Raw genomic sequence first — 21879 nt, forward strand, 5'->3', positions numbered from 1 at the left:
CCGGACAACGCCGACATGGACCAGATCATGTACCGGCTATATGTGCTGGAGAACATACGCCGTGGCCAGCATGACGCCGACAACGGCGACAGCATCACGCTGCAGGAACTGCGCGAAGAAATGCAGGCATGGTGAAATGGACGCGCCACGCGCGAACCCAGTTGCGCGAAATCCACGACTACATAGCGCGTGACTCGCGCTTCTATGCCAAACGTGTCGTGGCTGCACTGGCAGCCTGCACCGATGGACTGGATGAGTTGCCGCGCAAGGGCCGCGTCGTTCCCGAACTGAATCAAGATACCGTGCGTGAACTGCCTGAGTCCTCTTGGCGCATCCTCTACGAAATCCGCAGTGAAGGCCCGCCCGCACAATCGAGGTTCTGGCAGTCATCCACAAGCGCCGGGATTTGCAGCCTGATGAAGTTCCGCGAGGGGCGGGCTGAAGGCCCACTCCCACAGGAAAAAGCAGCAACAATCCTCTCTAATCTGCTGCAGGCGCCGGCTTTAGTCCAATGGCATGCATTAGTCCGGATTGCTGCTGTTTTTCTTCCTGCGGGACCGGCTTTCCCGCGGGACGACCGAAGGAAGTGGTTTATCCATTTCTTTCGGTCACAGCCGGCCCTTCAAGAGTCAGGCTGAAGCCTGACCTACAGCAGAAAAGACGCTAATGCAGGCCCTCAACGGGAGCAGCATCGCCCACCCTCCTGCTCCGATCGCGACCCGCTTCACGCTTTCTCCATCCGTTCGATCCGCGGGCGCCCACGACGGGCCTCGTACTTCCGCGTAGCCGCAATGGCTGATTGATCTGCGTCAGGTCGCCGCTGAATGCGCGCGCCTAGCATGAACTCACATCACGGAAACAACGATGAAAGTGAGTTCACCATGAAACGCCCACTGATTCTTCTCGCCTGTGCCGCTTCCCTCGCGCTCGGCGCATGCACTCAGCAAGGTCCTGCACCGATCGTGCAGCAGGCCGTCGCCGACACGGGCGGCTCGAAGCGCGGCGACTTCGGTCCACCCGTCGGCGAACCGATCCACGCCGTGCTCACCAGTCCGCCGCACGTACCGCCGCCGACCAACCGCACCCAACCGGCGAAAGTGATCGTCGAACTGGAAGTCACCGAAGTCGACATGGAAATCGCCGAGGGCGTGACCTACACGTTCTGGACCTTCGGCGGCACGGTGCCCGGCAGCTTCATCCGCGTGCGCCAGGGCGACACCGTCGAGTTCCATCTCAAGAATCACCCCGACAGCAAGATGCCGCACAACATCGATCTGCACGGCGTGACCGGCCCCGGCGGCGGCGCGGCCTCGAGCTTCACCGCGCCGGGTCATGCAAGCCAGTTCACGTTCAAGGCGCTGAACCAGGGCCTGTACGTCTATCACTGCGCGACTGCGCCGGTCGGCATGCACGTCGCGAACGGTATGTACGGGCTGATCCTGGTCGAACCGCCGGAAGGCCTCGCGCCGGTCGATCACGAGTTCTACGTGATGCAGGGCGACTTCTACACCGTCGGCAAGTATCGCGAGAAAGGCTATCAGGCCTTCGACATGCAGAAGGCCATCGACGAGAACGCCACCTACGTGCTGTTCAACGGCGCGGAAACCGCGCTCACCGGCCCGCGCGCGCTCAAGGTGAAGACGAACGAAACCGTGCGCATGTTCGTCGGCAACGGCGGCCCGAACCTGGTGTCGAGCTTCCACGTCATCGGCGAGATCTTCGACAAGGTGCAGTACGAAGGCGGCACCCGCTTCCAGGAGAACGTGCAGACCACGCTGATCCCGGCCGGCGGCGCGGTCACCGTCGAGTTCCATACCGAAGTGCCGGGCAACTACGTGCTCGTCGATCACTCGATCTTCCGCGCCTTCAACAAGGGCGCGCTGGCGATCATGGAAGTCGAAGGTGATCAGAAGACCGCGATCTACTCCGGCAAGCAGCTCGACTCCGTCTACATCGGCGACAAGGTGGCCAGCCTCGCACCGGTCGCGGCCGCGCAGAAATCCAGCGCCAAGGGCACGCTCACCATCGAACAGCAGATCGAAGCCGGTCGTGCCCTGTTCGCCGCCCCCTGCTCGGTCTGTCACCAGGACGACGGTCGCGGCCTGCCGAACGTGTTCCCGCCGCTCGCGAAGTCGGACTACCTGGTCAGCAATCCGCAACGTGCCGTCGAAGTCGTCCTGAACGGCCTGTCCGGCCCGGTGACCGTGAACGGCGCGACCTTCAACTCGGTCATGCCGCCGATGAGCCAGCTCAACGACGACGAGATCGCCAACATCCTCACTTACACGCTCAACAGCTGGGGCAACAAGGGTCCGGCGGTCACCGCCGAGCAAGTTGCGAAAACCCGCGCTACGACCAAGCGCGCCGAGGGTGCCGCTCACTGAGGTCATGCAGATGCGTGCTCCCCTACTCGCATCGATCCTGTGGCTCTTCACGGCGGCATCAGCTCTGACCAATGCTTTGGCCGATGCCGCCGACCCCCAGGTCACGATTCCCCCCGGTACCTTCGAGTCCGTGCTGCCGCCGGCGCCCGGCATCAAACAGGTCGACGTCGCGCCTTTCCGCATGGATCGCACACCCGTCACCAATGCGCAGTTCGCCCGGTTCGTGGCGAAGCATCCCGAATGGCAACGCGATCGCGTCGCCCGCGTCTTCGCCGACGCGGAGTATCTGGGTCACTGGAAAAGCGCCACGTCGGTCGATCCACAGCAGGCCGACCGGCCCGTCGTGCGCGTGAGCTGGTTCGCGGCCAGCGCGTACTGCGAAGCCCGTGGTGCACGCCTGCCGACCTGGTACGAGTGGGAATACGTCGCCGCCGCCAGCACGATCCGCCCGGATGCGCGCGACGACGACGCCTGGCGCCAGAAGATCCTCACCTGGTATTCGAAGTCCGGGCGCGGCGAACTGCCGCTCGTCGGCCAGACACCCGCCAACTTCTACGGCGTGCGCGATCTGCACGGCGTCGTGTGGGAATGGGTCGATGATCTCGGCTCGATGCTGGTCGCGGGCGACAACCGCCAGCAGAACGAACCGGATGCGCTGCGCTACTGCGGCCCCGGCGCACTCACCATGGAACAGAAAGAGAACTACGCGACGCTCATGCGCATCGCGATGCTCTCGAGCATGCAGGCCCGCTACACCAGCGCAACGATGGGCTTCCGTTGCATCACCGATTCAGGAGACTCACGATGAAATCGATTGCCCATGCGCTGCTCGCCCTGCTGGCGATGACCTGCGCACACGCCGGCCCGGTCAATGCACCGGCATCGATCTACAACCTGCAGGTCAGCCTCACGGATCAGGCCGGCGTTGCACACGACCTCGACCTGTACCGCGGCCATCCGGTGCTGATCACGATGTTCTACGGCAGCTGCTCGATGACCTGTCCGCTGCTCATCGACACGCTGCGGGCCGTCGACCGCAGCGTCCCGGCACAGCAGCGCAAGGACCTGCGCGTGCTGATGATCACGATCGATCCTGAACACGACACGCCGCAGGCCCTGCAGACACTGGCGCAGGAACGCCGCATCGACACGTCGCGCTGGACCCTGGCGAACACGGACGAGAAGTCGGTGCGCAAGCTCGCCGCGCTGCTCGACATCCAGTACCGGCCGCTGCCGAACGGCGGCTACAACCACTCCAGCATCGTGACGCTGCTGTCGCAGGACGGCGAGATCCTGGTCCGCAGCAGCGTGCTGGGCAAAGCCGATGCCGCACTGATCGCAGGGCTGCAGCAGACTTCACCGATCTTGACCGGGAATCGGCACCCGGACTGATCCAGATCAGGAAACGCCGCTGACTCGGGACGTACGCTGATCCCGTACACACACGAGGAGATCATCATGAACACCAAGACAGCATCGATCGTTGCACTGCTCGCCGTTGCCGCCGCACCGCTCGCCGGCCACGCTGGAGATCTGGAATCGGCGGCGGCATTCGATGCCTGCATCAAGGCATTCTCGACCCAGCAGATCGCTGATCATCCAGTGCTCAAGACCCGGACCAACTACTCGTACGCCTCGCCGACGCTGGCGTACTGGAAGCCCGACAGTTACACGATCGAAGTTCGTGCGCGTGGCGTCCGCAGCGGCGAAGTCGTGGCGACGGCACGCTGCCTCGTCGATGGCGACAACGTCGTGCTGATTCCCGCGACGCCGAAGACGGTGGTCACGACGAAGGAACTGTGACGCACATGCAGGACCGAGCCCCGCCCGATCGCGGGGCTCACGTCGACGGCATGCTCAAGGACACAAGCCCTGCAGCGCCGCGGAAAAGTCCACGGGCTTGACGACCAGCGCATCGCACCCGAGCTGCTCGAGCACGTCCTCGGCCGTACTGCCGATGAACGCGCGCTTCAGGCCGCGACGCGACAACGCCCCCATCACCATCACATCCGCATGCAGCTCGCGCGCCGCCTGCGGCAGCACCTGCGCCGGTCCGCCGAGCTGCACATGGATGCGGCCCGCCTCGACACCGAAGCGGCCCGCGAGCTGCGCCACCTCGCGCACTTTTTCTTCCTGCTCCTGTTTGAGATCCTGCGGCGACACGGACAGCGCCGTGGGCGGCTCGCGGCTCACCGCGGCGGCAATGACCGAGACAGGGATGTAGGCATGCAGCACGTGCAACTCGCCGCCGAGGTGCTGCGCCAGATACCGGCCCTGTTCCAGGATGCGCTGATCGAGCAAGGCCGGCTTGTCGTTGGTATGTCCCGGATCGACGGCGGCGACGATCTTCGGCGTCTTCGCCCACTGCGCCGACCGGGTCAGCAGCAGCGGCACCGGACAGGCGCGGATGAGTTCCCAGTCCGTGTTGGTCAGGAACGTACGCCGCGCCAGCGAATGATGATGCGTGTCCTTCACGACCAGGTCGGCGCTGGTATCGCGGGTGCGCTGCACCAGTTTCTCGACCAGCGGATCGCCGAACTCCGCCTCGGTCGTGACGTCGATGCCGCGCTCGCGCAGCGGGCCTGCCATCGTCTGCAACAGCGCGCGCACGTCGACCACGGCATTCGCCGCGCTCAGTCGCGACTCGCGCGTGGCGCGCGTATCGCACACGTACAGCTCCAGTCTTGCATGGAGCTTCGCTGCCAGCAGCGCTGCCTTGTCGACCGCGGGATGCGTCGCAGCCGTCGGATCCACGATCACGAGGATGTTGTTGATGTTCATCGCAGGACTCCTCAGTTTCCGGAAGTGCCGTCCTCATCGAGGCGGTTGCGGTCCCGCACGGGACCGCGCATGCGCGACAGATAATCGGCGACGGCCGTTAGTTCGTCCGGCTTCAGGCTGTCGAGATAGCGCACCAGATCCGCATCGACGTTGTGACGATGCCAGCTCGCCAGTCCCTGGCTCTGCCGCAGCAGATACGAGTAGTGCTGGTTGCGCAGCGACGGCACGAAACCATCGTCGTCGCCGCGGCCGTCCTCTTCATGACAGGAGGCGCATTGCTCCTGGAAGATCGCCTCGCCCAGCTCGACGCCCTCGCCATTGCCGGTTTCGAGCAGCTGGGCCGGCGGCAGGGAATTCACGTAAGCGGCGATGTCGATCCAGTCCTGCGGCTCGCGCAGCTTGGTGCGCGCGACGACGGCGTGCATGGTCTCGCTCTCGCGTTCCAGTTCGGTGAAGTCGGCCAGCTGCTTGACCAGGTAGGCGCGACGCTGGCCGGCCAGCGCCGGGATGACTTTCACCGCATCGCCCAGCGCCTTGGGGCCGTGGCAACTGCTGCAATTCTTCGCGTACAGCCTGCCGCCGCGCGCCGGATGACGGTCGAGATGCAGCGCCGTCTGCACCAGTTCGTCCACGCGCTCTGGATCCGCGGTCGCCGGCATCGCTGTCGTGAATGCCGCGGCACCCGCGAGCACCGCCGACCAGCGTATTGCGCAACTGCTACCGACTCGTCGCTTCATGACGGACACCTGCGATGGGTTCTCTATGGTCGACAATGGCAGATCCGGCGATATCGGGACAACCGCGTAATGCTGCCGCACAATCCGCGGTGACGACTCGCCCTTCCCGCGGGTGAAATGCGATCCATGAGCGCAGACCATTTCCTCTGCATGCGGCTGCATCGCCACGGCACGCCGCTGGTGCGCGAAGTCTGCGAACGTCCGACACCCGCGTCGGGCCAGGTGCTCCTGAAGGTTCGCGCCTGCGGCGTGTGCCGCACGGACCTGCACGTCGTGGACGGCGAGCTGCCCGAAGGCGTGCTGCCGATCGTACCGGGTCACGAAATCGTCGGCGAAGTCGTTGCCTGCGGCGCCGGTGTCGCCATCGTGTCGGGCACCCGCGTGGGCGTGCCCTGGCTCGGCTGGACCTGCGGGCAGTGCGAGTTCTGTCGCAGCGGCCGGGAAAACCTGTGCGACACCGCGCGCTTCACCGGTTATCAGCTCGACGGCGGCTACGCCCAGCATGTACTCGCGGATGCGCGCTACTGCTTCGAACTGCCTGCGACCATGGACGACGTGCACGCCGCGCCGCTGCTGTGCGCCGGACTGATCGGCTATCGCTCGTGGCGCATGGCGGGTCCGGGCAAGCGGCTCGGCCTGTACGGCTTCGGCGCCGCAGCGCACATCGTGATCCAGATCGCGCGCTGGTCGGGACAGGAGGTGTATGCCTTCACGCGTCGCGGCGACGCGGCGGCGCAGCAGTTCGCGCTGTCCATGGGCGCGCAGTGGGCAGGCAGTTCCGAGGACACGCCGCCGCAGCCGCTCGATGCCGCCATCATCTTCGCACCAGCGGGCGAACTCGTACCGGCTGCGCTGCGGGCGCTGCGCAAGGGCGGCACGCTCGTCTGCGGCGGCATTCATATGAGCGATCTGCCTGCGATGCCCTACCGGTTGTTGTGGGAAGAACGCGTCGTGCGCTCGGTGGCGAATCTCACGCGCAGCGACGGCGTCGAATTCCTCGAGCTGGCGGCGAAGATTCCGGTGGCGACCGCAGTGGAAGTCTTTCCGCTCACCGATGCCAACGTCGCGTTGCAGCGCTTGCGCAGCGGCGACTTGCGCGGCGCAGCGGTGCTCGTCCCGTGAGCGCGCTCCGCTAGACAGCGCAGCGCGAACATCTCACGGCGTAGGGCACCGCTTCCAGTCGCGCCCGCTCGATCTGCTGGCCGCAGTCCGTGCAGACGCCGAAGCGGCCGCTGGCGATCCGTTCCAGCGCCGCATCGATGGCTTCGAGTTCCCGGCTGGCGCTGTCGCCGATGGCCTCGAGCACTTCATCGTTCTGCACCTGGGTGGCCTGATCGCTGAAGTCCGCCACGAGCGGTTCGTTCTGGCGACCCAGATCGCGATCGACCCGTCGGCGTCGCGTCGTCAGTTCCTCGCGACGCGTCGCGAGCCGCAACCGGATGGCCTCGTCATTCGCAAACCCGGCCGGGCGCCCCATCAGCTCGCCCTCGTGTGCCATTCCTGGCGCTGCCCGCTCTTGATCGAGCCGGCGACCTCGCCCATCAGGCCGGCGATGATGTCGATGACATCGTCGAGGGCGATGACGCCCGTCAGTGCGCCGCGCGCATCGACCACGGGCACGCGCCGCAGACCCGAATGCCGCATCGCCTGCACCAGGTCGCCGAGTTCGTCGCCTTCGTTGGCGATCAGCGGCTGCCGCGTCATCACGTCGCCGACCGTGATCGAGTGCGGATCGACGTCCCGCGCCGTCACCTGCAGCACGATGTCGCGGTCGGTGAGCACGCCGACCGGCTTGTGCAATGCATCGCCCTCGCGGAAGACGATCAGGAAGCCGACGTGTTTCTCGCGCATCAAGCGCGCCGCGGCGCCGATGTCCTGCTCATCGCTGATGGCGATCACGCCATGCTTGCAGTACTGCTGGATCTTCATCGCCGGCCTCCTTCGTCGAACACTGTCATCGACCCTGCCGCGGATCACGGATTCTGCGAATGATCGCGGACGAACAGCACCGGCACCGTCGCCTTGCGCAGCACCGTCTCGGCATCGCTGCCGAGCACGGCGCGACTGACGCCGCGACGCCCGTGCGTGCCCATCACGATCAGATCCGCCCGCCACTGCAGCGCCGCCTCCAGGATCAGCCGCGCCACGCTGCCGCCGATCGTTTCGATGAGCTGCGTCTCGGGCTGGGCGCCGTCTTCTCTGGCAATGGCTGCCGCGGTCGCGAGAATCCGCTGGCCGTTGATGCGCATCGATTCGAGCACCGGCTCGTAGGCCGTCGCGGGCACGTACACCGGATCGAAAATGAACTCGTTGACGACGTGGACCAGCTTCAGACTGGCGCCGCAACCCTTGGCAAGTCTGGCCGCTTCATGCAGGCCCCGCAGCGAAGGTGCGCTGCCATCCACGGGAACGAGAATCTTCTGGTACATCTCGACTCTCCACGTCTGTCGCGTGTCCGGATCATGCGCGCCGACGACGCCTCGCTGCAGCCCGGACTTTCCCGGAGTCCTTACGTAGTGCCGGAGAGGGATCGACCGACGCTCACGTCACCCGGACGTAGTCCGGCGCCGCATCATGGGCGTTGCACCGACTGCAGGTAGTTCACCAACCGATCGATCATGGAATCGACCTGCGCCCGTTCGCCTTGCGCATTCTGCGACGACATGTCGAAGAGCTGCCAACCCCACACGGGCATGTCGCGGGCGCCGTGCGCGTGGCGGTCCCAGCGTCCGTCGATGGCGCGCCGCACATCCTCAGTGGGAAATTCGCCGCCGTCTCTGCGCGCGAGCAGCGTCAGGTCCGGCACGCCGGTCTTGATCAGCGGCGCCACCGGTCCGTCGCCGCGCGCCATGTCGCCGTGACAGCTCGAGCACAATCGTTCGTAAAGCTCGACGCCGCTCAGCGCGGCGGCCTCACGATCGTCGACCCGGGTGCTGCTGCACCCGGACAACAGTGCGGCAGCGGCAAGGCTCATGGCCATCGTCCTGATGAAGGTCGAATCGGTCCGCGTCATCGTTGATCTCCTGACGAACGTCGATCGCCCGCGGCTTAGCCGACGCAGCGGCACTCCGCGTTCTGTGTGGCCAGGTTGAGAAATGCCGCGCCGCCGTGCGCGCGGGCGACCGGCCGCTCCCGGTGCAGCACCTGCGCCACGCGCCGCGGCGTGCCCAGATCGCTCCAGCCGCATCGCGGCACGCGCACTACGCGCAGGCGCTGCGGAAATCGTTGCATGACATCGCGCGAGAAATCGACTGCCGGCAGGCGGTCGTAGACGCTCGCCAGTTCCGCCATCGACGCCTGTCCGGCGTCGATCCTTCGCGACGTTTCCGCCAGCTCCATCACGATCTCGGGCATCGCCCGTTCCAGCATCGTCACCAGCGAGCGTGCCGTCGCCGCGAAGATGAAGGAGTTCCACAATCCGCCTGCGGCAATGACGCGGCGGGCCGTCTCGCTGTCCGGCTTTTCGATGAAGGACCGAACTCCGCAGCCGGCATCGGCGGGCGCAGGTTCCGGCAGGATGTAGCCAAGTTCCGGATCGGCTTCCTCCGGATCGATGCCCAGCAGCACGACGTCATCCGTGGCGCGATGCGCCTGGCGCAATGCTTCGCGCATCGCCTGCGCGAGAACGTCCTCGTTGCGCACGAAATGATCGGAAGGCAGCACCAGCACCGTCGCATCGGGATCGCGACGCATGATGGACAGCAGCGGCAACAGGATGCCGATCGCCGTTCCGCAGTTGCGCGGCTGGACGATGACGTTTTCCGCAGGCGTCGACGCCAGCAGCGGCCGCCACCAGCGCTCATGCTCCCTGGCCACCACGACAGCGGTGCGTTGCGGCGCTGCGACGACACCGGAACGATGCAGCGCCTCTTCGAGGAGCGAGCCGCCGCCGGCGAGAGAACAGAACTGCTTCGGCACCGTCACGCCTGACGACGTGGTGGTCAGCGACCGCAGACGCTTGCCCTCGCCCGCGCCCAGCACCAGCGCCCAGTCGTGCATGCCGATCTCCGGCCGGTGAGTGTCGCAGCGTTGAGGCATGTCCATCTCCGTGATCAGCGCGGGATGCCTCAAGCGTCGCATGCCTGCGCGCCCGTCACGACCGTGAGTGCCCGAGAAGACTTACGTAGATGACCGGACGGTCGCGTTCGCGTGCCTACAGATCGACTTCGTCGCGATACTCCGGTGCTTCGGCACGCCATCCCAGCTCGCGCGAAATCTTCGCCCGCAGCGCGTCGCTCGCCGCGGCTTCGCCGTGCGTGATGAATACACGGCGCGGCGGATGCGGCATCTGGTGCAGCCAGCCGATGAGCTCGGCGGCGTCGGCGTGCGCAGAGATCGCATCGAGCTGCAGGACCTCGGCGTTCAATGGGAAGTCTTCGCCATGGATGCGCACGCTGCGCGCACCGCCGACCATCGCGGCGCCGCGGGTACCGCCCGCCTGAAAACCGGCGAACAGGATCAGGTTGCGTGCATCCGGCGCGAATACTTTCAGGTGATGCAGGATGCGTCCGCCCGTCGCCATGCCGCTCGCGGCCAGGATGATCGCCGGCTCGCGGATGCGATCCAGCGCGCGCGATTCGTCCTGCGTGTGCACGCGCTTCGCCACGTTACGCAACCGCGCGATCTCCGCATCGTCCAGCCGCTGCTCGCGGCGGAAGCGCAGCAGCGAATCGGTGGCGTCGATGGCCATGGGGCTGTCGAGATACACGGGCAGATCGGGAATCTCGCCGGCGGCTTTCAGTCGCGCGATCAGCAGCATCATCAGCTGTGCGCGTCCCACGGCGAACGTCGGAATCAGGATCACGCCGCGTCGGTCGCAGGCCCGCCGGATCGCATCGCGCAGTTGCACCTGCGGATCGACCGGCGCGTGCAGTCGATCGCCATAGGTCGATTCGATCAGCACGTAGTCGGCGGCAGGCGGTGCTGCCGCCGCAGGCATCAGCGGATCGTTGGGACGGCCGAGATCGCCGGAGAACAGCACGGATCGACCCTCGTGCTCGATGCGCACGCTGGCGGCGCCGAGCAGATGGCCCGCACGACTGAAACGGCACGAGATGCCGGGCGCGACGGTCAGCAGCGAATCGAAATCCACGGGTCGAAACAGATCGAGACTCGCTTCGGCATCGGCCTGGGTGTAGAGCGGCAGCGCGGGCGAGTGCCTGGAAAATTTGTGCCGGTTGGCGTACTGCGCCTGTTCCTCCTGCAGATGACCGCTGTCGGGCAGCAGGATGCGACACAGGTCGGCTGTTGCAGCCGTCGCGTACACGGGGCCGCGATAGCCATCGCGCCACAATGCCGGCAGGAATCCGCTGTGATCGAGATGCGCGTGCGTCAGGATCACCGCGTGCAGCGCATCGACATCGACCGGCAGCGGTTTCCAGTTCTTGAGGCGCAGGTATTTGTAGCCCTGGAACAGGCCGCAATCGACCAGCAACTGGTGCTTGCCGCAGGCCAGCAGGTAGCGGGAGCCGGTGACGGTCTGGGTTGCGCCGAGGAAGGTGAGATGCATTGCATGCCCGCGGAGCCGATGACGGAGCAATGAAAGCATGCCGATGTCGAGGGGGGACTCCGTGATTCCCCGGAGGCGCGGTGTGCCTCCGGTCCTGGGGTCAGGGTGGGGCCTCTTGCTGTGGGGCCGGCTTTAGCCGGCCTCTTTCGGAAGTCAGGCTGAAGCCTGACCTACAGAAACCCCCTGATTCCGCTTCATCACATACCGCGGAACTGCGCCTGATGCGCCCGGCTGATCTGCAGTTCGATGGCGTGGCCGCGCATGCGCACGAACATCTCTCCGGCACTGCCCCGCTCCACGCTCTCGATGTGGGAGACATTCACGATCACGCCGCGATTGATCTGACGGAACGTCTCCGCATCCAGCGCGCGCATCAGGTCCGCCAGCGATTTGCGAATCAGCGCCTCGTGTCCGGCGGTCACGAGGCGCGTGTACTTGCTGTCGGACTGGAAATACAGCACGTCGCTGACGGCGAAGAAGCGCAGCTTGTTCGCCGCCGTCGCCTGGATCCAGTTCAACGGCTTGCCGCGCGGGGAACGGCCTTCCCCGCCTTCGATGCGTTCCCGCAGCCGCTTGATCGTCGCCGCGAGCCGCGTCGCCTTGACGGGTTTGAGCAGATAGTCGACCGCGCCCTGCTCGAAGGCGGCGATGGCGTGCTCGTCGTACGCCGTGATGAAGACCACGTTGGCGATGTCCTGAATCTGTTCGGCGACCTCGAGCCCCGACAACCCGGGCATGCGAACGTCAAGGAACGCCACGTCCGGCCGGCGTTCCTGGATCTTCTGCAGCGCCGACATTCCGTCGCGCGCCTCGTCGATGATGTCGAGCGACGGCCACAGCTCGCGCATCATGTCGCGCAATTCCTCGCGCAGCAGCGGTTCGTCGTCGGCAATGATCGCGCTCGTCATCGGCCGGCTCCCGGGATCAGCAAGGTTGCGACGGTGCCGCGTTCGCCCCGCCGCTCGACGGTGAGCACTGCGTCAGCTCCATACAGCGTCGCGAGCCGCTCGCGGACATTCTTCAGGCCCACGCCATTCTCATTGACCCGCGCAGCATCGAAGCCGACGCCGTCGTCGCCGATGGTCGCCCGCAACCGGCCGGAGGCCGCGTCGATGGCGATGTCGATCGATCCGCCATGCTCGCTGGGTTCGATGCCATGCTCCACGGCGTTTTCGACGAGCGGCTGCAGCAGCAGCGGCGGAATCACCATGGCCTTCAGGCGCTCCTCGCAGCGGATGGAAAACGTCAGGCGATCGGCCAGGCGGATGCGCATGATGCTGAGGTAGCTGTCGATGAGCTCGAGTTCCTGCCCGAGCGTGGTGGTCGTCGTCCGCGTGCGCTGCAGGGCGTTCTGCAGAAAGTCCGCCAGGTGATCGAGCATCGTTGCCGCGGCGACGCCGTCGCGTCGAATCAGATGGCGCAGGTTGGCCAGCGTATTCATCAGGAAATGCGGCTCGATCTGCGCCTGCAGGGCATGCAGCCGGGATTCCGCGAGCTGCCTGCGACTCTCGACGAGCGCGTTGCGCTGGCGCGTAACCGCCGTGAGGGCGATCGGCCAGGCGATGAAGAAGGCCGCAAATCCGCTCCCCTGCAACCATTCGGAGACGATGCGTCCGGCATCTTCCGCCAGCCACCAGTACGGTGCGATACCGACCAGCACGCAGGCGAGACCGCCGATCAGCGTCGCCACCGCTGCCGCCGCGATCACGATCCGCGTGGACGCGACGACGCGCGGCCAGCGCGCAGCTGCCGCGAGCAGCGCGAACGCGACGGCATGGGCAGTCCAGAGTTTCGCGAGGAAGATGGTGGGCGGCGTCCATCCGCGATAGTGGAAGAACGCGGCCAGGACGATCACGAACGCGACGACGGGACCGGCGCACCCGCGCCAGGAAAAGCCGTCGAGCAGCCCGGCGCGATCGCTCACGGTACCGGCCGGGCTGCGCGACGTGCTCATCTAGCGGCTCAGATCCAGGTTCGGCTGCAACCGCACACTGGCGCCGGTGACCGGCACCTCCGTGCCCACCGGCTCCAGTTTGAGATCGTCCATCCACAGGCGGCCCTTGCCTGACATCAGCAGGCCGAAGTTGATGGCCGAAGCCTCGTCCGCCACGTCCAGGACGACCGAGTACCGCTGCCAGTCCCGCGTGCCCTTGATCGGGCGCGACTGCATGTTGTCGAACGCGAGCATCTTCGCCGCCGCGCCGTCGATGCGCATCCACAGACCGCCCCCTTCCGTCACGCTGTCGGCGCGCACGTCGGCCGAGAACCTCATGCGCTTGCCGCGATAGTCCTCTGCACCGAACGTCTGCATTACCGTCACGAAACCGGATTCGTCCCGATCGCATTTCAGCAGGAGGCTGCGTGCCCCCGTGCTGACGACCTGGCTGTCCGCGGTCACTTCGCAATGCTTGGACGTCCCGGCGCGGACCCACCCGCTCGGCAATTCCCCGCCTTCGCCCGCTGCCGCAATCGCCGCGACGAGACTCGCCGCAATCAGTACCTTGTAGTTCATGAAGCACTCCTTCGTGGATATTGACCGGGCGGCACGTTAGATCACAACCATCCGCGGTACCCGGCTTGTGCGACGAAGGGGGCGAAGGCGGAATCGAGCGCCGGGTTTCTGGCGACGGACGCGTTCCCTTCTTGCTGTGGGTCAGGCTTCAGCCTGACTTCTGATGAAGAGGCCGGCTCAAGCCGGTCCCACAGTCAAGAGGCCCCCTACGCCAACAGACCGCCTGCGCTTGATCCAGATCAAGATGCGCCGTCGCGCAAGGGGCTCTAATCGGCTCATGCAAACCACTGCGCTGTCCCTGGCCGACGCCACCGTGCCGGCCCGCCCCTCCGCTTATTCACTGGAAGAAATCGTCGCGTGCGGCGAAGGCGAGCTCTTCGGTCCCAACACGCCGCGGCTGCCCATCGGGTACATGCGCATGCTCGATCGCATCACATGGATCTCCGACACAGGCGGCGCCTACGGCAACGGCATGCTGCGCGCGGAGCTCGACATCGATCCGTCGCTCTGGTTCTTCCAGTGCCACTTTCGCGACGATCCGGTCATGCCGGGCTGCCTCGGCCTCGATGCGATGTGGCAGCTCATCGGATTCTTTCTCGCGTGGAAGGGCTACAAGGGCCTGGGTCGGGCGCTCGGTGTGGAGGAAGTGAGATTCACCGGTCAGGTCCTGCCGTCGGTCAAGCGCGTGACCTACCGTATCGACATCAAGCGCATCTTCGCGCGCAAGCTCGTGATGGTGCTCGGCGATGGCGCGCTCGATGCCGACGGCGTCCAGATCTACACGGCGCGCGGCCTTCGCGTCGGCCTGTTCGACGGCGCCAGCCTTGCGGCAGGACTCGCCTGATGCGCAGAGTCGTCGTGACGGGCATGGGCATCGTCTCATCCCTCGGCAACGGTCTCGATGCGGTTTCACGGTCGCTCGCCGAAGGCCGCTCCGGCATTCGCGCGGCGCCCGGTTATGCGCAGATCGGCCTGCGCAGCCAGATCGCAGGCGTACCCGACATCGACGTCGAGCAGCATCTCGATCGGCGCGACCTGCGCTTCATGGGCGATGCCGCCGCCTATGCCGCCATCGCCATGCAACAGGCGATCGCGGACAGCGGTCTCGCAGAAGCACAGATCAGCAACCCGCGGACGGGCCTGATCGCAGGCAGCGGCGGCGCGTCGTCGTCGAACATCGTCGAAGCAGCGGATCTGCTGCGTCAGCGCGGCATCCGCAAGGTCGGCGCGACACGCGTGCCGCGCACGATGAGCAGCACGGTCGCAGCCTGTCTCGCCACGACCTTTCGCATCAAGGGCGTCAGCTATTCGATCACCTCCGCGTGCGCGACGAGCGCGCATTGCATCGGTGCGGGCGCCGAGCAGATCCGCTGGGGCAATCTGGACGTCGCGTTCTGCGGCGGCGGCGAGGAGGAGCACTGGTCGCTCGCGTCCCTTTTCGATGCCATGGGAGCGCTGTCGAGCGCGCGCAACGCGACGCCCGGGACCGCCTCGCGCGCCTACGACGTCAGTCGCGACGGATTCGTGATTGCCGGCGGCGGCGGCATGCTCGTGCTCGAATCGCTCGAACACGCACGCGCCCGCGGCGCACGCATCTACGCGGAACTCACCGGCTATGGCGTGACCGCGGACGGCGCCGACATGGTCCAGCCCTCGGGCGAAGGGGCCGTGCGCTGCATGCGGCAGGCGCTCGAATCCGTGCGCGGCGGATCGATCGACTATCTCAACACGCACGGCACATCGACTCCCCTGGGCGACGTCATCGAACTGCGCGCCGTGCGCGAGGCATTCGGGGCGGACCTTCCGCCGATCTCGTCCACCAAGTCGCTGTCGGGACACTCGCTCGGCGCGGCCGGCGTGCATGAGGCGATCTACAGCCTGCTCATGATGCGCGATGGATTCCTCGCGGCGTCCGCGAACATCGACGAGATCGACCCGCAGGCGGCCGGCTTCCCGATCATCCGGAGCACGCGCGCGGTCCGGCCAGCCGCCGTCATGTCGAACAGCTTCGGCTTCGGCGGCACGAACGCGACGCTCGTCTTCGAGGCTGTCTGATCCCGTCGGGAGTGAAAACGCTACGGGCCGGATTCATTCCGGTCCCACGTCATGCGCAGGCCTGCCCCATCGCCGGCGCACGGATCGCGTCGCTTCGATAGTGAGCGCCGCAGTTCGTCGTGCGTCGCGCGGCAGCCAGCAGCATGTGTTCCATGAGCAGGAGCCGCGAATGCTCCAGCGTTCGGGCGGGCGGCGTCAGCTCGCGCAAGCGCGTGACGTACGTCAGGCCTTCGGAGATCGACGCTGCGCTGCGCACGACTCCCATGCATCGCCACATCATTTCGCGCAGGTCGCGACGGACGCCCTGGTCGATGTCGATCTCCGTCGTCAAGCTGCCATGACCGCATCGCGTCGGCGACTGCGTGTGCTCGCGTGAAAGCGCGCGACCGCAGCGCCGGCCGAAGACGATTGCCTCGAGCAGCGAGTTGCTGGCGAGACGATTGGCGCCATGCGCTCCCGTACATGCCGCCTCCCCTGCCGCCCAGAGTCCCCGCAGGCTGGTCCGTCCATCGAGATCCACTGCGATGCCGCCCATGTGGTAGTGAGCGGCGGCAGTCACCGGGACGGGCTCGCGCCTCAGATCGAAGCCGTGTTCGAGACACGCGCGGTGCGCCGAGGGAAATTCCGCCGCGAGATCCCGATCGTCCAGATGCCTCGCATCGAGCGCGACCCGCGCGCCGCGCTGCTGCGCTGCGTATACGGCGCGAGCGACGACGTCGCGCGGCGCCAGCTCTGCCAGCGGATGAATGCCCGCCAGAACTCGCCTGCCGTGCTCGTCGATCAGTCTGGCCCCTGCGCCGCGCAGCGCCTCCGTCAGAAGCGGCAGCCGCGTCGCGTCCACGTCCAGCGCGGTCGGATGAAACTGCACGAATTCGAGCGCGGCGCACCGGGCGCCTGCCGCGAGCGCCAGCGACAATCCATCGCCGCACGCCGTGGTCGGATTCGTCGTCCGCGCGTACAGGCCGCCGATGCCACCGGTGGCGATCACGACCGCGCGGGCATGGATCGCCACGACATCGGACCGCTCTCCTTGCGCGAGAACGCCGCGCACTTGTCCTGCGTCGGCCAGCAACCGCACGGCGCGTACGCCGTGCAGCACGTCGACGTGTGCGGCATTGCTCGCGACGTCCCGCAGCACGCGCATGACGGCGGCGCCGGTCGCATCGCCTACGTGAAGCACGCGCGCCCGGGAATGCGCCGCTTCGGTGTGAAGCGACCAGTCCCGGCCCGCCCGGTCGAACTGCAGGCCGAGAGAATGGAGGTAGTCGATGGCGGAGGAAGCGCGTTCGCACAGATAGCGCGCGGCATCGAGCTGGACGTGACCGCCTGCCGCGCGCAGCGTGTCCTGAAGATGCAACGCCGCCGAATCGTGCGTCGCCACGGCCGCAGCGATGCCGCCCTGCGCGAGATCGCTCGCCGGCGCAGTCGGACCGTCGACGCTGCCGGGCGCCAGGACCGTGACGCGGCGGGCAGGTGCATTCAGCGCCGTGACCAGGCCCGCCGCACCGGCGCCCAGGACCAGCACGTCGGTTTCGATGACGTTCATGCGGCGTGTCGAGCCGTCAGCTCCAGCATGCGGTCGATGCTGCGTCTCGCCCTCGCTGCGATGTCCGCCGGCACTTCGATCGCAGGCTGCAGGTCCACGAGCGCCCGCAGAATGCCCGGCAACGTGATCGACTGCATGTGCGGACACAGATTGCAGGGACGGACGAACTCGGTTTCCGGAAACTCGCTGCAGACGTTGTCGGCCATCGAACACTCGGTGACCAGCACCGCGCGCGCAGGTTGACGTCGTCGCAGCGCTGCAATCATTCCGGAGGTCGAGCCGACGTAGTCGGCCACGGCCTGGACCTCGGGCGGGCATTCGGGATGCGCGATCACGTAAGCGCCGGTCGTCCGGCGGTATTCCTCGATCTCGCCCGCGGTGAAACGTTCGTGCACCTCGCACCGGCCGCGCCACGGAATGATCTGCACCTTCGAGTGCGCCGCGACGTACGCGGCGAGATAGGCATCCGGAACGAAGATGGCCTGATCCGCGCCGAGTCCTTCGACGATCTCGATGGCGTTCGCGGACGTGCAGCATGCATCGCATTCCGCTTTCACCGCCGCGTCGGTGTTCACGTAGCACACGACGGGCGTACCGGGATGCCGGGCCCGCAATGCCCGCACGTCCGCTGCGGTGATCGAATCCGCGAGCGAACAGCCCGCATTCGGCGACGGCAGCAGCACCGTCTTCTCCGGCGAGAGGATCTTTGCCGTCTCCGCCATGAAGCGCACGCCGCACATGACGATCACGTCGGCGCGCGACTTTGCGCCTTCGCGCGCGAGCGTCAGCGAATCTCCCTGGATGTCCGCGACGGCGTGGAAGATCTCGGGCCGCTGGTAGTTGTGGGCGAGCACGATGGCATTGCGATCGCGCTTCAGCGCCTGGATCTGTTTCACGAGATCGAAGTAGGCGTCCCACTCCATCGACGGCATCAGGCGGACCACCCGCGAATAGCGCGCCGCATGTTCTCTGTGCGTGTACGGCGGAAGTTTCGTCTGCATCACCACCTTCCCGACTCCTGCAGCCCAATCGCGTCAGCAAGCGTATCGGCGTCGAACTGCATCCGGCCTGATCCAGGTCAAAGCAGAGCGCCAGACGCGCCGTATAAATTGAGATGGATCAAGATGACTGTTCCGCACCGGCGCACCACCATGAATCGAGCGATGACATGAGCGTGATGACATGAGCAGTCGGGCCACGAGAGATCGCGGGGACGCCCGTGCCCGTCCCTTCGCGTGCAGCGATTGCGACCTGAACGAGCTCTGCCGGCTGGCCGTCCTGCTGGCTCATCGCGACGGCCGGGAACGGCCGGCCCGCGGGACGTTCCGAGTACTCGACGCCGGCGCGCGACTGTTTCGCTCGGGAGGCGCGGCCGGTTCCGTGTTCGCCGTCCGGCAAGGCACGATCAAGACGGTTCATCTCACCGAGGATGGCCATGAGCGGGTCATTGCTTTCCATGTGCCCGGCGAAATCATCGGGCTCGAAGCCTTCGGCTCCCGTACGTACCGCTGCGATGCGATCGCGCTCGAGCAGTCCGTCTGCTGCGAGCTGCCCGTGCCCAGGAATGTCGAACACCTGGCGGCGGTGGTGAATCTGCTCGGTACGGCCGTCGTGCCACGGCTGCCGCTCACACGCGGGCCGATGCGCGAACGCGTCACGGGCTTTCTGGCCGACCATGCCGAACGTCTGCGACGGCACGGCTTCGATGGCCGGCGGTTCCGGCTGGCGATGAGCCGCGGCGACATCGCGAACCTGCTCGATACGAGCGTCGAGACCGTGAGCCGCATCCTGCAGCAGCTTCACCGGGAGAAGGCGATTCACGTTCGCGGCAGCACGATCGAACTGCTCACGCTTGCCTCGGGCGAACGCGATTGACCTGCGTCAAGACAGCGTTCGCCGGCAGTGCGTACGCTGTCTCGATGACTCGTGAGACGACACGACAGCCGCAGCCTCCTGTCGAACTCGTGTGCCCCGCCGGTACGATGCCCGCGCTGCGCGCGGCGATCGACCACGGCGCCGATGCCGTGTACATCGGCTTTCGCGGCGAGAGCAACGCGCGCAATTTTCCGGGACTGAACTTCAGCCGCGAAGAAGCATCGCTCGGGATCGCCTATGCGCACGCGCGCGGCGCGCGGGTGTTCGTCGCGCTCAACGTCTATCCGCGGCCTGCGACGTGGGCCTCCGTGATGGCGACGATCGATCAGGCGGCGAGCTTGCGGGCCGATGCGCTGATCCTTGCCGACCCCGGTCTCATGCGTTACGCCGCGGATCGCCACCCGGACCTGCGCCTGCACCTGAGCGTGCAAGGCTCGGCGACCAACTGGCGTGCGCTCGAGTTCTACCGGCGCGAGTTCGGCATCCGGCGCGCCGTGCTGCCTCGCGTACTGTCGTGCACGCAGGTCACGAGGCTGATCGAGCGAACCTCGGTGGAGATCGAAGTGTTCGGGTTCGGCAGCCTGTGCGTCATGGTCGAAGGACGCTGCGCGCTCTCGTCCTACGTCACCGGTCAATCGCCGAACACTCACGGCGTCTGCTCGCCCGCCCACGCGGTGCGCTGGGAAGAGACGCCGGCAGGACGCGAGTCGCGCCTCAACGGCGTACTCATCGACCGGTTCTTCCCCACCGAAGCCGCGGGATATCCCACGCTCTGCAAGGGACGCTTCACGGTCGAAGGAAGCACCTATCACGCCATCGAAGAACCGGCGAGCCTCAATGCGCTCGACGTACTGCCTGCGCTCATCCAGGGCGGCGTGAAAGCGATCAAGGTGGAGGGTCGTCAGCGTTCGCCGGCGTATGTCGCGACCGTGACCCGGCTGCTGCGGCGTGCACTCGATGATTGCATGCACGCCGGTCCGCGCTGGTCGCCGCCGACGGAAGTGACCCAGGGACTCGACGCGCTCGCCGAAGGCCGCACGCACACGCTCGGCGCCTACCACCGTCCGTGGCAATGAACGTGAAACTCGCCGTCGGACCCCTGCTCTATCTCTGGGATCGCGCCTCCGCGCTGCACTTCTATGCCGAGCTGTGCCAGTCGCCGGTGGACATCGTCTATCTCGGCGAAGTCGTGTGCAGCAAACGCCGCACCCTGCAGCGCGAGGACTGGCCGGCCGTGGCGCAGATGCTGCGCGATGCCGGCAAGGAGGTCGTGGCATCGACCCTGGCGCTCATCGAGGCAGAGTCCGAGGTGGCAACGGCCTGCCGCATCGCCGAAGAGAACGCTCTGGTCGAAGCGAACGACTATGCCGTGGTGCATGCGCTCGCGGGCCGAGCATTCGTCGCAGGTCCGCATCTCAACGTCTACAACGCAGCGACGCTGACATGGCTTGCCCGGCATGGAGCGAGGCGCTGGGTGGCGCCTCTCGAACTGCCGCTCGGCACGATCGGGACACTGAGCGCGAGCCGCCCCGCGAACATGGAGTTCGAACTGTTCGCCTACGGGCGCATGCCGCTCGCATTCTCCGCACGCTGCTTCACGGCGCGGGCCCATCGCCTGCAGAAGGACGAATGCGGATTCGTCTGCGGCCAGTATCCCGACGGCCTGACCCTGTACTCGCGCGAAGCTCGGCCTTTTCTGGCGTTCAACGGCATCCAGACCCAGTCCGCCGCGATCCAGAATCTTCTGCCGCACGTGAACGCGATCCGCGATGCGGGCGTCGACATCCTGCGTCTTTCGCCGCACTCGCACGATTTCCTGCAGATCGTGCAGACGTTCCGCGACGTACTCGATGGCGCGCGCCTCAGCCTGCCCGAGAGTTTTCTGCCGGGCGGCTACTGCGATGGCTACCCGGCCGGCGCGCCCGGGATAGCGCATGCAGGGCACGCGCTGCCGAACTGATGCCCGATGCGACATGCGACAGCGGCGCCGGCAGGACGCTGCGCACGTGCGCAGGCACATCGTATTCCCAGCCATCGAGCAGATTCTTGAGATGCAGACCCGTTTCCGTTTCGCCCTCCACCGACAGACGGCGCTGGAAGAACAGCGTGTCGGGATCCTCGCGGCGCTGCGCGAGCGCAATGAAGTCGCACAGTCGCGCGCGGAAGATCACATCGGCCGGCAGCGCCGAACATCGCACGCCGCCTGCCGCGACTTCGAACGTGAGCGCGATCGGCACGTCATCGGCGCAGACGCGAAACCGCTTGCCGTCGAGTTCGCCCAGCCGCAGCGACAATGCCTGTCCCCGCAGCAGATGATTGAGCGACAGTGCAAACAGGCGCTCATGCAGCTTCGCCGGAGCAAGCCGCAGCCAGAGAGCGAACGAACGCGACACATCGAACATGACCGTCTCCGGTTCGGGAAAACCGCAGCCTTATGCCACAGGCGGCCCGCCGGGATCTTGATCCTGCGCAACTGGAGC

25 protein-coding genes are annotated in these 21879 nt (G+C 66.4%); 11 read left to right on the forward strand and 14 right to left on the reverse strand.

The window, feature by feature from the left end; all coding sequences use genetic code 11:
• The first annotated feature begins 128 nt into the window (after positions 1-128).
• The 5 genes from V7D81_RS17365 to V7D81_RS17385 all read left to right on the forward strand — a co-directional run bounded on the left by V7D81_RS17365 (position 129) and on the right by V7D81_RS17385 (position 4187).
• Positions 129-638: a type II toxin-antitoxin system RelE/ParE family toxin gene (locus V7D81_RS17365; protein ID WP_324318577.1), complete on the forward strand. Its 510-nt coding sequence runs from the start codon at positions 129-131 to the stop codon at positions 636-638.
• 243 nt (positions 639-881) lie between these two features.
• Entirely contained in the window at positions 882-2384 is a 1503-nt protein-coding gene (gene nirK, locus V7D81_RS17370) for a copper-containing nitrite reductase (RefSeq protein ID WP_324318579.1), read from the forward strand.
• A gap of 10 nt (positions 2385-2394) precedes the next feature.
• On the forward strand, positions 2395-3192 hold the full coding sequence (locus tag V7D81_RS17375) for a formylglycine-generating enzyme family protein (RefSeq protein WP_324318581.1): 798 nt from the start codon (positions 2395-2397) through the stop codon (positions 3190-3192).
• The gene (locus V7D81_RS17380) at positions 3189-3776 is read left to right on the forward strand and encodes an SCO family protein (protein ID WP_324318583.1); all 588 of its coding nucleotides are present in this window, start codon (positions 3189-3191) and stop codon (positions 3774-3776) included. Before V7D81_RS17375 ends, V7D81_RS17380 begins: the two co-directional genes overlap by 4 nt.
• Positions 3777-3842: 66 nt before the next feature.
• Positions 3843-4187, forward strand: coding sequence for a hypothetical protein (locus tag V7D81_RS17385; RefSeq protein ID WP_324318585.1), 345 nt, complete (start codon positions 3843-3845; stop codon positions 4185-4187).
• A 54-nt stretch (positions 4188-4241) separates the two neighbouring features.
• Here the strand turns inward: V7D81_RS17385 and V7D81_RS17390 are convergent, their stop codons facing one another.
• Positions 4242-5165 (reverse strand): universal stress protein, encoded by a 924-nt coding sequence (locus tag V7D81_RS17390; RefSeq protein ID WP_324318587.1) that lies wholly within the window; start codon positions 5163-5165, stop codon positions 4242-4244.
• Positions 5166-5176: 11 nt separating this feature from the next.
• Positions 5177-5902, reverse strand: a complete 726-nt coding sequence (locus V7D81_RS17395; protein ID WP_324318589.1) for a c-type cytochrome — start codon at positions 5900-5902, stop codon at positions 5177-5179.
• 126 nt (positions 5903-6028) lie between these two features.
• Between V7D81_RS17395 and V7D81_RS17400 the strand changes: the two genes are divergently transcribed.
• Positions 6029-7024, forward strand: coding sequence for a zinc-dependent alcohol dehydrogenase family protein (locus V7D81_RS17400; RefSeq protein WP_324318591.1), 996 nt, complete (start codon positions 6029-6031; stop codon positions 7022-7024).
• A gap of 10 nt (positions 7025-7034) precedes the next feature.
• Here V7D81_RS17400 and V7D81_RS17405 read toward each other — a convergent pair whose 3' ends face one another.
• The 9 genes from V7D81_RS17405 to V7D81_RS17445 all read right to left on the reverse strand — a co-directional run bounded on the left by V7D81_RS17405 (position 7035) and on the right by V7D81_RS17445 (position 13923).
• Entirely contained in the window at positions 7035-7379 is a 345-nt protein-coding gene (locus V7D81_RS17405) for a TraR/DksA family transcriptional regulator (RefSeq protein WP_324318593.1), read from the reverse strand.
• Positions 7379-7831 (reverse strand): CBS domain-containing protein, encoded by a 453-nt coding sequence (locus V7D81_RS17410; protein WP_324318595.1) that lies wholly within the window; start codon positions 7829-7831, stop codon positions 7379-7381. Before V7D81_RS17410 ends, V7D81_RS17405 begins: the two co-directional genes overlap by 1 nt.
• A gap of 44 nt (positions 7832-7875) precedes the next feature.
• Positions 7876-8331: a universal stress protein gene (locus tag V7D81_RS17415; protein WP_324318597.1), complete on the reverse strand. Its 456-nt coding sequence runs from the start codon at positions 8329-8331 to the stop codon at positions 7876-7878.
• Positions 8332-8474: 143 nt separating this feature from the next.
• The gene (locus tag V7D81_RS17420; RefSeq protein ID WP_324318599.1) at positions 8475-8915 is read right to left on the reverse strand and encodes a c-type cytochrome; all 441 of its coding nucleotides are present in this window, start codon (positions 8913-8915) and stop codon (positions 8475-8477) included.
• Positions 8916-8950: 35 nt separating this feature from the next.
• The gene (locus V7D81_RS17425; protein WP_324318602.1) at positions 8951-9940 is read right to left on the reverse strand and encodes a sugar phosphate nucleotidyltransferase; all 990 of its coding nucleotides are present in this window, start codon (positions 9938-9940) and stop codon (positions 8951-8953) included.
• 115 nt (positions 9941-10055) lie between these two features.
• Positions 10056-11411, reverse strand: coding sequence for an MBL fold metallo-hydrolase (locus V7D81_RS17430; protein WP_324318604.1), 1356 nt, complete (start codon positions 11409-11411; stop codon positions 10056-10058).
• Positions 11412-11608: 197 nt separating this feature from the next.
• Entirely contained in the window at positions 11609-12319 is a 711-nt protein-coding gene (locus V7D81_RS17435) for a LytR/AlgR family response regulator transcription factor (RefSeq protein WP_324318606.1), read from the reverse strand.
• Complete coding sequence (locus V7D81_RS17440) at positions 12316-13365, reverse strand: sensor histidine kinase (protein WP_324318608.1); 1050 nt, start codon at positions 13363-13365, stop codon at positions 12316-12318. Before V7D81_RS17440 ends, V7D81_RS17435 begins: the two co-directional genes overlap by 4 nt.
• On the reverse strand, positions 13366-13923 hold the full coding sequence (locus V7D81_RS17445) for a hypothetical protein (protein ID WP_324318610.1): 558 nt from the start codon (positions 13921-13923) through the stop codon (positions 13366-13368).
• Between the two features lie 277 nt (positions 13924-14200).
• Here V7D81_RS17445 and fabA point away from each other — a divergent pair, with 277 nt between their 5' ends.
• The gene (fabA, locus tag V7D81_RS17450) at positions 14201-14767 is read left to right on the forward strand and encodes a bifunctional 3-hydroxydecanoyl-ACP dehydratase/trans-2-decenoyl-ACP isomerase (RefSeq protein WP_324318612.1); all 567 of its coding nucleotides are present in this window, start codon (positions 14201-14203) and stop codon (positions 14765-14767) included.
• Positions 14767-15978: a beta-ketoacyl-ACP synthase I gene (fabB, locus tag V7D81_RS17455; protein ID WP_324318614.1), complete on the forward strand. Its 1212-nt coding sequence runs from the start codon at positions 14767-14769 to the stop codon at positions 15976-15978. The genes fabA and fabB overlap by 1 nt, the downstream gene beginning before the upstream one ends.
• A gap of 49 nt (positions 15979-16027) precedes the next feature.
• Here fabB and V7D81_RS17460 read toward each other — a convergent pair whose 3' ends face one another.
• Together V7D81_RS17460 and nadA are read right to left on the reverse strand one after the other, a co-directional pair.
• Positions 16028-17524, reverse strand: coding sequence for an L-aspartate oxidase (locus tag V7D81_RS17460; protein WP_324318616.1), 1497 nt, complete (start codon positions 17522-17524; stop codon positions 16028-16030).
• The gene (gene nadA, locus V7D81_RS17465) at positions 17521-18525 is read right to left on the reverse strand and encodes a quinolinate synthase NadA (protein ID WP_324318618.1); all 1005 of its coding nucleotides are present in this window, start codon (positions 18523-18525) and stop codon (positions 17521-17523) included. Before nadA ends, V7D81_RS17460 begins: the two co-directional genes overlap by 4 nt.
• A 181-nt stretch (positions 18526-18706) precedes the next feature.
• On the opposite strand from nadA, the gene V7D81_RS17470 reads away from it, so the two are divergent.
• Genes V7D81_RS17470 through ubiV form a run of 3 tightly spaced genes read left to right on the forward strand, consistent with a single transcriptional unit; the run spans position 18707 to position 21359 of the window.
• Positions 18707-19399: a cyclic nucleotide-binding domain-containing protein gene (locus tag V7D81_RS17470; RefSeq protein WP_324318620.1), complete on the forward strand. Its 693-nt coding sequence runs from the start codon at positions 18707-18709 to the stop codon at positions 19397-19399.
• 44 nt (positions 19400-19443) lie between these two features.
• Positions 19444-20475 (forward strand): ubiquinone anaerobic biosynthesis protein UbiU, encoded by a 1032-nt coding sequence (gene ubiU, locus V7D81_RS17475; RefSeq protein WP_324318622.1) that lies wholly within the window; start codon positions 19444-19446, stop codon positions 20473-20475.
• On the forward strand, positions 20472-21359 hold the full coding sequence (gene ubiV, locus V7D81_RS17480) for a ubiquinone anaerobic biosynthesis protein UbiV (RefSeq protein WP_324318624.1): 888 nt from the start codon (positions 20472-20474) through the stop codon (positions 21357-21359). The genes ubiU and ubiV overlap by 4 nt, the downstream gene beginning before the upstream one ends.
• On the opposite strand, the gene ubiT is transcribed toward ubiV, so the two are convergent.
• Positions 21262-21801 carry a ubiquinone anaerobic biosynthesis accessory factor UbiT gene (gene ubiT, locus V7D81_RS17485; protein ID WP_324318626.1) on the reverse strand — a complete coding sequence of 180 codons (540 nt, stop codon included), beginning with the start codon at positions 21799-21801 and terminating at the stop codon, positions 21262-21264. The two genes, ubiV and ubiT, sit on opposite strands and share 98 nt — an antisense overlap.
• Positions 21802-21879 lie beyond the last annotated feature (78 nt).

Origin of the sequence: Povalibacter sp. (genome assembly GCF_036735925.1) — a bacterium.
In the GTDB taxonomy this organism is placed as follows: Bacteria; Pseudomonadota; Gammaproteobacteria; order Steroidobacterales; family Steroidobacteraceae; genus Steroidobacter.

Excerpts from the sequence above, each read along its gene's own strand:
- V7D81_RS17365 (WP_324318577.1), top strand. The coding sequence starts at position 129 with ATGGTGAAATGGACGCGCCACGCGCGAACCCAGTTGCGCGAAATCCAC.
- nirK (WP_324318579.1), top strand. The coding sequence starts at position 882 with ATGAAACGCCCACTGATTCTTCTCGCCTGTGCCGCTTCCCTCGCGCTC.
- V7D81_RS17375 (WP_324318581.1), top strand. The coding sequence starts at position 2,395 with ATGCGTGCTCCCCTACTCGCATCGATCCTGTGGCTCTTCACGGCGGCA.
- V7D81_RS17380 (WP_324318583.1), top strand. The coding sequence starts at position 3,189 with ATGAAATCGATTGCCCATGCGCTGCTCGCCCTGCTGGCGATGACCTGC.
- V7D81_RS17385 (WP_324318585.1), top strand. The coding sequence starts at position 3,843 with ATGAACACCAAGACAGCATCGATCGTTGCACTGCTCGCCGTTGCCGCC.
- V7D81_RS17390 (WP_324318587.1), bottom strand. The coding sequence starts at position 5,165 with ATGAACATCAACAACATCCTCGTGATCGTGGATCCGACGGCTGCGACG.
- V7D81_RS17395 (WP_324318589.1), bottom strand. The coding sequence starts at position 5,902 with ATGAAGCGACGAGTCGGTAGCAGTTGCGCAATACGCTGGTCGGCGGTG.
- V7D81_RS17400 (WP_324318591.1), top strand. The coding sequence starts at position 6,029 with ATGAGCGCAGACCATTTCCTCTGCATGCGGCTGCATCGCCACGGCACG.
- V7D81_RS17405 (WP_324318593.1), bottom strand. The coding sequence starts at position 7,379 with ATGGGGCGCCCGGCCGGGTTTGCGAATGACGAGGCCATCCGGTTGCGG.
- V7D81_RS17410 (WP_324318595.1), bottom strand. The coding sequence starts at position 7,831 with ATGAAGATCCAGCAGTACTGCAAGCATGGCGTGATCGCCATCAGCGAT.
- V7D81_RS17415 (WP_324318597.1), bottom strand. The coding sequence starts at position 8,331 with ATGTACCAGAAGATTCTCGTTCCCGTGGATGGCAGCGCACCTTCGCTG.
- V7D81_RS17420 (WP_324318599.1), bottom strand. The coding sequence starts at position 8,915 with ATGACGCGGACCGATTCGACCTTCATCAGGACGATGGCCATGAGCCTT.
- V7D81_RS17425 (WP_324318602.1), bottom strand. The coding sequence starts at position 9,940 with ATGCCTCAACGCTGCGACACTCACCGGCCGGAGATCGGCATGCACGAC.
- V7D81_RS17430 (WP_324318604.1), bottom strand. The coding sequence starts at position 11,411 with ATGCATCTCACCTTCCTCGGCGCAACCCAGACCGTCACCGGCTCCCGC.
- V7D81_RS17435 (WP_324318606.1), bottom strand. The coding sequence starts at position 12,319 with ATGACGAGCGCGATCATTGCCGACGACGAACCGCTGCTGCGCGAGGAA.
- V7D81_RS17440 (WP_324318608.1), bottom strand. The coding sequence starts at position 13,365 with ATGAGCACGTCGCGCAGCCCGGCCGGTACCGTGAGCGATCGCGCCGGG.
- V7D81_RS17445 (WP_324318610.1), bottom strand. The coding sequence starts at position 13,923 with ATGAACTACAAGGTACTGATTGCGGCGAGTCTCGTCGCGGCGATTGCG.
- fabA (WP_324318612.1), top strand. The coding sequence starts at position 14,201 with ATGCAAACCACTGCGCTGTCCCTGGCCGACGCCACCGTGCCGGCCCGC.
- fabB (WP_324318614.1), top strand. The coding sequence starts at position 14,767 with ATGCGCAGAGTCGTCGTGACGGGCATGGGCATCGTCTCATCCCTCGGC.
- V7D81_RS17460 (WP_324318616.1), bottom strand. The coding sequence starts at position 17,524 with ATGAACGTCATCGAAACCGACGTGCTGGTCCTGGGCGCCGGTGCGGCG.
- nadA (WP_324318618.1), bottom strand. The coding sequence starts at position 18,525 with ATGCAGACGAAACTTCCGCCGTACACGCACAGAGAACATGCGGCGCGC.
- V7D81_RS17470 (WP_324318620.1), top strand. The coding sequence starts at position 18,707 with ATGAGCAGTCGGGCCACGAGAGATCGCGGGGACGCCCGTGCCCGTCCC.
- ubiU (WP_324318622.1), top strand. The coding sequence starts at position 19,444 with ATGACTCGTGAGACGACACGACAGCCGCAGCCTCCTGTCGAACTCGTG.
- ubiV (WP_324318624.1), top strand. The coding sequence starts at position 20,472 with ATGAACGTGAAACTCGCCGTCGGACCCCTGCTCTATCTCTGGGATCGC.
- ubiT (WP_324318626.1), bottom strand. The coding sequence starts at position 21,801 with ATGTTCGATGTGTCGCGTTCGTTCGCTCTCTGGCTGCGGCTTGCTCCG.